An 8957-nucleotide genomic window follows, 5' to 3' on the forward strand; every position below is an offset into this window, starting at 1 on the left:
ACAGCCGCATGACAATCCACAGATGGATACACGTGTGATGCTGGCCTGGTTCCGCAAACTTCTTCCCCGCGAGGATCGCTTCTTCGATCTTTTCGCAAACCATTCGCGCACCGTCGTCGGTGCCGCCGACGCGCTCGACAAGTTGCTTGCCGGTGGCGACGACATGGAAAAACACTGCGACCGGATCGTCGCGCTTGAGGACGAGGCGGACCACATCACCGCCGAAGTGCTTCTGGCGGTCCGCCGCTCGTTCATCACGCCGTTCGACCGCGGCGACATCAAGGACCTGATCCAGTCGATGGACGACGCCATCGACATGATGCACAAGACGGTCAAGACGATCCGGCTGTTCGAGCAGAAGAGCTTCGACCCCGGCATGCGCGAAATGGGCACCACCGTCGTCAAGGCGGCGCACCTGATCGCCGAGGCCATTCCGCTGCTTGATCGCATCGGCGCCAACCATGTCCGTCTCATCGCCATTGCCGAGGAAATCACCCGCATCGAGGGTCGCTCCGACGAGCTGCACGACCAGGGCCTCAAGGATCTCTTCCGCCGCCACGGCGCCAGCAACCCGATGGCCTACATCATCGGCAGCGAGATCTACGGCGAACTGGAAAAGGTCGTCGACCGCTTCGAGGACGTCGCCAATGAAATCAGCGGCATCGTGATCGAGAACGTCTGATGGATGCGACGCTCGCCTTTCCGTTGCTCGTCGGGCTGATCGGCATCGCGCTGTTCTTCGACTTCCTGAACGGTCTGCACGACGCCGCCAACTCGATCGCGACAATCGTCTCGACGCGGGTGCTCAGGCCGCAATACGCGGTCATGTGGGCGGCCTTTTTCAACTTCATCGCCTTCCTGTTCTTCGGCCTGCACGTGGCCGAAACCCTCGGCAAGGGCATCATTGATCCCGGCATCGTCACCCCGCTGGTGATCTTTTCGGCACTGATCGGCGCGATCGTCTGGAACATCGTCACCTGGCTCTTCGGCATCCCGTCGAGCTCGTCGCACGCGCTGATCGGCGGCCTTGTCGGCGCTGGTCTTGCGAGCACCGGCTTCAGTTCCATCGTCTGGACCGGTCTCTTGAAGACCGTCGGCGCCATCTTCATGTCACCGGCGATCGGTTTCTTCCTGGCGCTGCTTCTGGTGCTGATCGTTTCGTGGATTTTCGTGCGCCAGACGCCCTTTGCCGTCGACCGCACCTTCCGGGTGATGCAGTTCATTTCGGCCTCGCTCTATTCGCTCGGCCACGGCGGCAATGATGCGCAGAAGACCATGGGCATCATCGCGGTGCTGCTCTACTCGCAGGGCTATCTCGGCTCGGAATTCTACGTGCCGTTCTGGGTGGTGATCACCTGCCAGGCGGCGATCGCGCTCGGCACGCTGTTCGGCGGCTGGCGCATCGTCCACACCATGGGTTCGAAGATCACCAAGCTCAACCCGATGCAGGGCTTCTGCGCCGAAACCGGCGGGGCGATCACGCTCTTTGCCGCCACCTGGCTCGGCATTCCGGTCTCGACGACGCACACGATCACCGGCGCAATCATCGGCGTTGGTGCCGCCCGCCGTGTCTCGGCGGTTCGCTGGGGCCTTGCCGGCAACATCGTCATTGCCTGGTTCATCACCATGCCGGCCGCAGCGGCAATCTCGGCCTTGAGCTACTTCGCCATCGATCTGATCTTCTGATCGATACCGGACCGTCTCCCGCCTGTCTGGCAGGCGGGAGACCAAATCATTTTATCATTTTTCGACCCGCGGAGCCGGCATGTCGCGCCCGCCCTGATGCAAGGTCAGGCTTTCGGCGCGCCCGCCCTTGAGTGTAAAGCTGATCTGCGCATCGATGAGCTTCGTGAAGAAACGATGCTCCGCCTCCGGCACGATCTCCAGCCGGTCCTGGCCGGTTGCCTGGGCAAACAGGCGGTCTCCGTCGCGAAAGATCGTCAGCTCGAACCCGGGATGAAGCCGGTACGTGCCGAGATAGGCGTCGTAGGTTGCGGGATCGACCGCAACGGCGGTGCGCGGGGTGACGGCCGGGGCCAGTGGCGCGTTGCGATTGAGCAGATGTCGACCGATATCGTCGACGCCGATCTCCGTCGATGCATTGGACAGCGCCACGACGCCGACCCCGGTCGATGGACGGTAGCCGACGAAGGATCGATAGCCACCGGTGCCGCCATTGTGCCAGATGATCTGGTCGTCGCCCTTGCCCGAAATCACCCAGCCGAGCGCCTGCTGATCGTTATCGCCGTTGCCGATCGGCGCCCGGGTCGCCAGCATGGACGCGAAGGCGGGCGCCAGCGGCGAGGGCGTCTTGCCCATGGCCGCCGCCAGAAACGTCAGCATGTCATCGGCGGTCGAGCGCAATGCGCCCGCACCCTGCAGGCTGGCCAGATGCCAGTCGCTGGCAGGATCCAGCGCCGCATCGTAGCCCTTGGCCTGCCGTCCAGTCCAATCGGGCCGCACGGTGATGGCCGTGTCCTTCAGGCCCAGGGGGGCCGAGATCCGGATTGCGACGAGATCTTCGTAGGAAAGGCCCGCCTTCAGGCCGAGGATGTGGCCGAGAAGGCCGGCACCGAGATTGGAGTACTCGTGCTCGACACCGGGTTTCCGCGTCGGCTGGTGGCTCGACAGGAAAGCATGGAGCTTGGCGGTATCGTAGTCGGCGTAAGGGTCGTTGTCGTCGGCCGGAACCAGATTGTCCGGCAGCCGCGGCAGGCCGGACATATGTGTCGCCAGATGCTCGAGCGTGATCGGTATCTGTTTGTCCTCAGGCATGACGACGCTCGCCGGCAGCAGCGAGGAGACCGGCGTGTCGAGGCCGAGGGTGCCCTTCTCGACCGCGTCGGCAAGCAGCAGTGCCGTAAACACCTTGGTGACCGAGCCGATCTCGAACACGGTGCGACCGTCGACCAGGCTTGGGTCGCCTTTGGCGGGATGGCCGTGGGCGATGACACGACGCCCATCGGCGTCGATAACGCCGACCACGATGCCGACGGACTGCTGCTGCCTGTCGATGCGGTCAGTCAGGATTTCGAGGATCTCGGGGTCGGTCGGCGTCGGGGAAGGGGAGGCCGCATGCGCAGAGGTTCCAAGCGTCATAAGGACGATCCAATTCAGAAAGAGGTTCCGCATGATAAGATAGGAATCCAATTTTTGGTTGTAAGGGACGCGATGACGATGCCAGCCGGTTTTGGTCAAGATCCTGTCGAGGCCCGGTCGGCAAACGCCGGGGCACGATCCCTCGCAACGGTTACGCGGACGTTGCGTGGAGCGGTTACGGATCCCAATAGGGCGGATCGCCGAAGGTGTCCTTGAGGTGTTTGGCGATGGCTTTGAGCTTGGCCGAGGCGCGCCGGCCCTCGGCATGCGCCATGTAGATGAACTCCGGCTCGGGCCTCAGTCCGACATCGATGGCGCGCAAATGCCCCTCCCGCACGGACGGGCCGGCGATAAAGGCGGGCAAAAGCGCAATACCGAGCCCGGCCACGGCCGCATCGAGCAGCATGTCGCCATTGTTCATGCCGAGCGCCAACCGCGCCCGCACGATGGTTGCGCCGTCCGGGCCCTCGAAACGCCAGTCAGAAGCGCCGCGGTTGGTGTAGAAGATGCCACGATGACCTTCGAGTTCGGCAAGCGAAACGGGCGTGCCATGGCGGGCGAGATAATCGGGCGAAGCGACGAGAAGCCTGTGGCTGCTTGCAAGCTTCCAGACCACCAGGCGCGAATCGGCGATCGCCCCGTGGCGCACGATTGCATCGTATCCTTCCGAAGCTGCGTCCACTCGTCGGTCGTCGAGATCGAGCGTCAGCTCGATCTCGGGATGGGCAGCAAGAAAGGGATAAAGGGCCGGGCCCAGATGCCTTCGGCCGAAGCTGACGGGGGCGGCAATGCGAAGCGGCCCGGTCAGTTGCCCGCGGCGTTCGGCCAGATCGCTGGCGGCCGCCTGCACCTCGCCGACGATCCGGATGGCGCGCTCGCGAAAGGCGATGCCGTCCTCGGTCAAGGTCAGTTTGCGCGTCGTGCGGTGAAGCAGGGTGGCGTTCAATCCACGCTCCAGCTCGGCCACCCTTTCGCTGACGACGGATTTCGACAACCGCAGGCGCCGCGCCGCCTCGCTGATCGAACCTGCCTCGGCCACCGCCACAAAGGCGGCAATACCCTCGATTTTCATCATCGTTCGGCTTTCCCGAATTCGAGTTCCCGGATTGGAAGACTAATCCGAACGATCGTTTTCCGCCATATCTGTCGTCATTCAAGGACGACGGTTCAGCCAAGAGCGCCGCTCTCCTTCAACCCAAAGAGAGGATTTCATCATGTCACGCTTGCAGAACAAGACGGCCCTCATCACCGGCGGCACCAGCGGCATCGGCCTTGAAACCGCCCGCCAGTTCATCGCCGAAGGCGCCCGCGTCGCCGTCACCGGCACCAATCCGAAGAACATCGCCGAGGCCCGCGCCATCCTTGGCGACGGCGCTTTGATCATCGAGGCCGATGCCGGCAACGTCGCCGGCCAGGCGGCCGTCGCCGACAAGATCAAGGCCGCCTTCGGCACGCTCGACATCCTGTTCGTCAATGCCGGCATCGCCAAGCTGCAGCCGATCGAGCAGTGGGACGAGGAAAGCTTCGACCGCTCGCTCGCCATCAACCTCAAGGGTCCGTACTTCCTCATCCAGGCCCTGCTTCCGATCTTTTCCAAGCCGGCATCGATCGTATTGAACACCTCGATCAACGCCCATATCGGCATGCCGACCTCGAGCGTCTACGCCTTGACCAAGGCGGGGCTGCTGTCGCTGGCAAAGACGCTCTCCGGCGAATTGATCGGCCGCGGCATCCGGGTCAACGCCGTTAGCCCCGGCCCGGTCCGCACGCCGCTCCATGACGGCCATGCGCCGACGGTCGAGGAGAACAAGCAGGTGGTCGACGCCATTGCCGCGCAGATCCCGCTCGGCCGCTTCGGCCATGCCAGCGAGATCGCCAAGGCCGTCGTCTTCCTCGCCTCGGACGAAGCCGCCTTCACCGTCGGCGCCGAGCTGATCATCGATGGTGGCATGGCGACGCTCTGACCGCGGTTAGCTCGAAGACCAGGCGCCGCGCGTCCGATCGGAGGTGCGGCGCTGTCTGTTTCAGACCGCCCCGGCAGGCCCGTTGGCATTGGCCGGTGCGAGGAGTATATTTTGTAAGTCTAATAAAATGCATCCAGCCGCGCGACCCGCGCAGATCAAGCACCGGTCAGATCCGAGGAGGAGACGATGACGAGTGTCAAATGGATGATGAAAGGGCGTGAGTTCGTTCACTGCAATTGCGCCTATGGCTGCCCCTGCCAGTTCAATGCGCTGCCGACACAGGGCCATTGCAGCGCCGTCGGCGCCTTCGAGATCGAGGAAGGCTTTCACGGCGATACACGGCTCGACGGGCTCCGCTGCGGCATGATCGCCGCATGGCCGGGCGCGATCCATGAGGGCAGGGGCCAGGTCGTGCCGATCATCGATATCCGCGCCACGCCCGAGCAGCGCGGAGCGCTCCTGCGTATCATGAGCGGTGAGGACACGGAGCCCGGCGCGACCTTCTTCCAGGTCTTTGCGACCACGTTTGAAACCATGCACGATCCGGTCTTTGCCGATATCGACTTCGATGTTGATGTCGCGGGCCGCACGGCGCGCCTGAATGTGCCGGGCTGGCTCAACGCACGCGGTGAACCGATCCTGAACCCGGTGACCGGCGCTCCCCACCAGGCGCGCATCAACCTGCCTGACGGCTTCGAATATGACGTCTGCGAGGTCGGGCGCGGCTGGGCCGACACGAAGGGACCGCTGACATTGGCGCTTGCCGATTCGCACGCCCACTTCTCCACCTTGCACATGACCGGAAGCGGCGTGGTTCATTGACGTCGATGTCGGACACGACACTCGAAGCCCTGCTCAAACGCGACCGCGCCATCGTCGTTGTGGCCCTGATCACATTGACGGTCGCGAGCTGGCTCTACATCCTGTGGCTCGCCTCGAGCATGCCCATGGGCGGGACCATCCCGGCCACGGACGGGACCGCCATGGGCTCTGCCATGTCCATGGACGGCATGGACATGCCGATGGATATGCCGATGAACGGCGAAGGCGGTTCGACGATGGCGATCGCCGGCGGCGGGCTTCCCTGGAGCCTCGCCACCTTCGGATATGCCTTCGTCATGTGGGCGGTGATGATGGTCGCGATGATGGTGCCGTCAGCAACGCCGATGATCCTGCTTTATGCTCGAGTTGGACGTCAGGCGGCGCAGCAGGGAAAGCCTTTTGCCGCGACCGGGTTTTTCGCCGGCGGATACCTTGTTGCCTGGACCCTCTTCGCGCTCGCCGCGGTTTTCGGGCAGTGGCTGCTCGATCATGCGCTGCTGTTGACGCCCACATTGTCGAGTGCGAGCCGGGTTCTGAGCGCTGCGGTTCTCGTCGCAGCCGGACTGTTCCAGTGGACGCCGCTCAAGGATCGTTGCCTCACGCAGTGCCAATCGCCGCTCGTCTTCATTCAGAGCCATGGCGGATTTCGCCGCCAGCCGGGCGCTGCCTTCGGGCTCGGGATCCGGCACGGGCTCTATTGCGTCGGCTGCTGCTGGGCGCTGATGGCGCTTCTTTTTGTCGGCGGCGTGATGAACGTGCTTTGGATCGCGGCCATTGCCATCTTCGTGCTTGCCGAGAAGGTCGTCCCCGGCGGCAGGCTTTTGTCCCGTCTCGCGGGAGCGGCGCTCGTGGTGGTCGGCCTCTGGCAGCTTGCGGCCGTGGTCTGAAACAAGAGCGCCGCGCAACCGTCTCCGGTGCGCGGCGCTGAATAGCCGAAGGCTGCGAGCCTCAATCGCTAAGCGTGTCGAAGAAATCCTTCATCCGGGCGAAGAAGCCGGTCGATTCCGGATTGTTGTCCTTGGACGAGATCTGCTCGAATTCCTGCAGCAGCTCGCGCTGGCGCTTCGTCAGCTTCTGCGGCGTTTCGATCTGGATCTGGATGTAGAGATCGCCGGATTGCGCCGAGCGCAGCACCGGCATGCCCTTGCCCTTCAAGCGAAACTGCTTGCCGGCCTGGGTGCCCTCGGGAACGGTGACACGCGACTTGGTGCCGTCGAGCGTGGTCACGTCGAACTTGCCGCCAAGGGCTGCCGTCGTCATCGAGATCGGCACGCTGCAATAAAGGTCAGCCCCGTCGCGCTGGTAGAACTCGTGCGGCCTGACCGAAAGGAAGATGTAGAGATCGCCCGCCGGTCCGCCGCGAAGCCCCGCTTCGCCTTCGCCGGAGAGACGGATGCGCGTGCCGTCCTCGATGCCGGCCGGAATGTTGACCGAGAGCGTGCGCTCTTCGGTGACCCGGCCCTGGCCATGGCACTTGCCGCAGGGATCGCTGATCGTCTGGCCGCGGCCGCCGCAGGTCGGGCAGGTGCGTTCGATCGAGAAGAACCCTTGGGCGGCGCGCACGCGGCCGGATCCGTGACAGGTGCCGCAGGTCTTCGGGCTGGTGCCCGGCTTGGCGCCGGAGCCGGTGCAGACGTCGCAGGTGATCGAGGTCGGAACCCGGATCTGTGCGGTCTTGCCGCCGAAGGCTTCCTCGAGCGAGATTTCCATGTTGTAGCGCAGGTCCGCGCCGCGTTCGCGGCCGCCCGAGGAGCGCCGCTGGCGTCCACCGCCCATCATCTCGCCGAAGATGTCTTCGAAGATGTCGGAGAAGCCGCCGGCGCCGCCAGCACCACCGCCGAAGCCGTTGCCCATGCCGCCCTGCTCGAAGGCCGCATGGCCATAGCGGTCATAGGCGGCCCGCTTCTGCGGATCCTTGAGCATCTCGTAGGCTTCGTTGATTTCCTTGAAGGTCTTTTCCGCCGCTGCGTCGCCGGGGTTCTTGTCCGGATGATACTTCATCGCGAGCTTGCGGAAGGCGCTCTTCAGCTCCTTTTCGTCGGCGTTCTTCGCAACACCAAGCGTTTCGTAGAGATCACGTTTCATTCGTCGAAGATTGTCCTGTTGGCAGGCGTGCCAGCGCGAGGGCTCGGCGGCTGCCTGATTACCTTGCCATCGATTTAGTAAACCTTGAAGCGGGATACCATAGCCCGAAAGGCGGCTGATGCGGTTTTTTGTCCAAAAACGTACGTTTGCGGCGAGCTGCGGTGGTCACGAGCCTTCTCATCCGCATCGCCCGGGCGACCTGAACGAAAAAAAGCCCGGGCGAACCCGGGCTTTTTTACTGATCTTTCGAGCGATTAGGCCGAACGCTTGCGATCGTCCTCGTCGTTGACCTCTTCGTAGTCGGCATCGACGACATCGCCATCACGGGCAGCGTCAGCGGCGGCGTCCGCATGGGCGGCTTCCGTCTGCTGGGCTTCGTAGATCGCCTGACCGAGCTTCATGGACACTTCCATGAGCGTGTTGGTCTTGGCCTTGATGTCCTCGGCGTCCGGCTCGGAGGCTTCGACTGCGGTCTTCAGCGCGGCAATCGCGTCGGCGATCGCCTTGCGGTCCGTTTCCGAAACCTTGTCGCCGTAATCCTTCAGCGACTTCTCGCTGGAGTGGATCAGGCTTTCGGCCTGGTTCTTGGCCTCGACGCCTTCGCGACGCTTCTTGTCGACTTCAGCGTTGGCTTCGGCGTCCTTGACCATCTTTTCGATGTCGGCGTCCGAAAGACCACCGGATGCCTGGATGCGGATCTGGTGTTCCTTGCCGGTGCCCTTGTCCTTGGCCGAAACCTGCACGATGCCGTTGGCGTCGATGTCGAAGGTCACTTCGATCTGCGGCATGCCGCGCGGCGCCGGCGGAATGCCGACGAGGTCGAACTGGCCGAGCAGCTTGTTGTCGGCTGCCATTTCACGCTCGCCCTGGGAGACGCGGATCGTCACGGCCGACTGGTTGTCGTCGGCGGTCGAGAAGGTCTGCGACTTCTTGGTCGGGATCGTGGTGTTGCGTTCGATCAGGCGGGTGAAGACGCCACCGAGCGTT

The 8957-nt window shown here is 63.6% G+C and carries 9 protein-coding genes; 5 read left to right on the plus strand and 4 right to left on the minus strand.

The genetic code is table 11. The annotated features are described in order from the left end of the window. Positions 1-37: 37 nt before the first annotated feature. Both VGO12_RS14185 and VGO12_RS14190 read left to right on the plus strand, forming a co-directional pair. Complete coding sequence (locus VGO12_RS14185; protein WP_327513402.1) at positions 38-682, plus strand: DUF47 domain-containing protein; 645 nt, start codon at positions 38-40, stop codon at positions 680-682. Beyond that, positions 682-1686, plus strand: a complete 1005-nt coding sequence (locus VGO12_RS14190; protein WP_327513393.1) for an anion permease — start codon at positions 682-684, stop codon at positions 1684-1686. Before VGO12_RS14185 ends, VGO12_RS14190 begins: the two co-directional genes overlap by 1 nt. Positions 1687-1740: 54 nt before the next feature. Here the strand turns inward: VGO12_RS14190 and VGO12_RS14195 are convergent, their stop codons facing one another. Both VGO12_RS14195 and VGO12_RS14200 read right to left on the minus strand, forming a co-directional pair. Continuing rightward, entirely contained in the window at positions 1741-3099 is a 1359-nt protein-coding gene (locus tag VGO12_RS14195) for a serine hydrolase (RefSeq protein WP_327513394.1), read from the minus strand. A gap of 175 nt (positions 3100-3274) precedes the next feature. Then, positions 3275-4174: a LysR family transcriptional regulator gene (locus tag VGO12_RS14200; RefSeq protein ID WP_327513395.1), complete on the minus strand. Its 900-nt coding sequence runs from the start codon at positions 4172-4174 to the stop codon at positions 3275-3277. A gap of 139 nt (positions 4175-4313) precedes the next feature. Between VGO12_RS14200 and VGO12_RS14205 the strand changes: the two genes are divergently transcribed. The 3 genes from VGO12_RS14205 (at position 4314) to VGO12_RS14215 (ending at position 6772) form a co-directional block, all read left to right on the plus strand. After that, complete coding sequence (locus tag VGO12_RS14205) at positions 4314-5063, plus strand: SDR family oxidoreductase (protein ID WP_327513396.1); 750 nt, start codon at positions 4314-4316, stop codon at positions 5061-5063. 186 nt (positions 5064-5249) lie between these two features. After that, on the plus strand, positions 5250-5885 hold the full coding sequence (locus VGO12_RS14210; protein WP_327513397.1) for a DUF1326 domain-containing protein: 636 nt from the start codon (positions 5250-5252) through the stop codon (positions 5883-5885). Positions 5886-5890: 5 nt separating this feature from the next. Further along, the gene (locus tag VGO12_RS14215) at positions 5891-6772 is read left to right on the plus strand and encodes a DUF2182 domain-containing protein (RefSeq protein WP_327513398.1); all 882 of its coding nucleotides are present in this window, start codon (positions 5891-5893) and stop codon (positions 6770-6772) included. A 61-nt stretch (positions 6773-6833) separates the two neighbouring features. Here the strand turns inward: VGO12_RS14215 and dnaJ are convergent, their stop codons facing one another. Both dnaJ and VGO12_RS14225 read right to left on the minus strand, forming a co-directional pair. Then, entirely contained in the window at positions 6834-7970 is a 1137-nt protein-coding gene (gene dnaJ / locus VGO12_RS14220; protein WP_327513399.1) for a molecular chaperone DnaJ, read from the minus strand. 254 nt (positions 7971-8224) lie between these two features. After that, positions 8225-8957, minus strand: a 733-nt coding sequence (locus VGO12_RS14225; RefSeq protein WP_327513400.1) for an Hsp70 family protein, incomplete at its 5' end; no start/stop codon positions are given.

Origin of the sequence: Ensifer sp. (assembly GCF_035999135.1) — a bacterium.
Lineage (GTDB): Bacteria > Pseudomonadota > Alphaproteobacteria > Rhizobiales > Rhizobiaceae > Ensifer.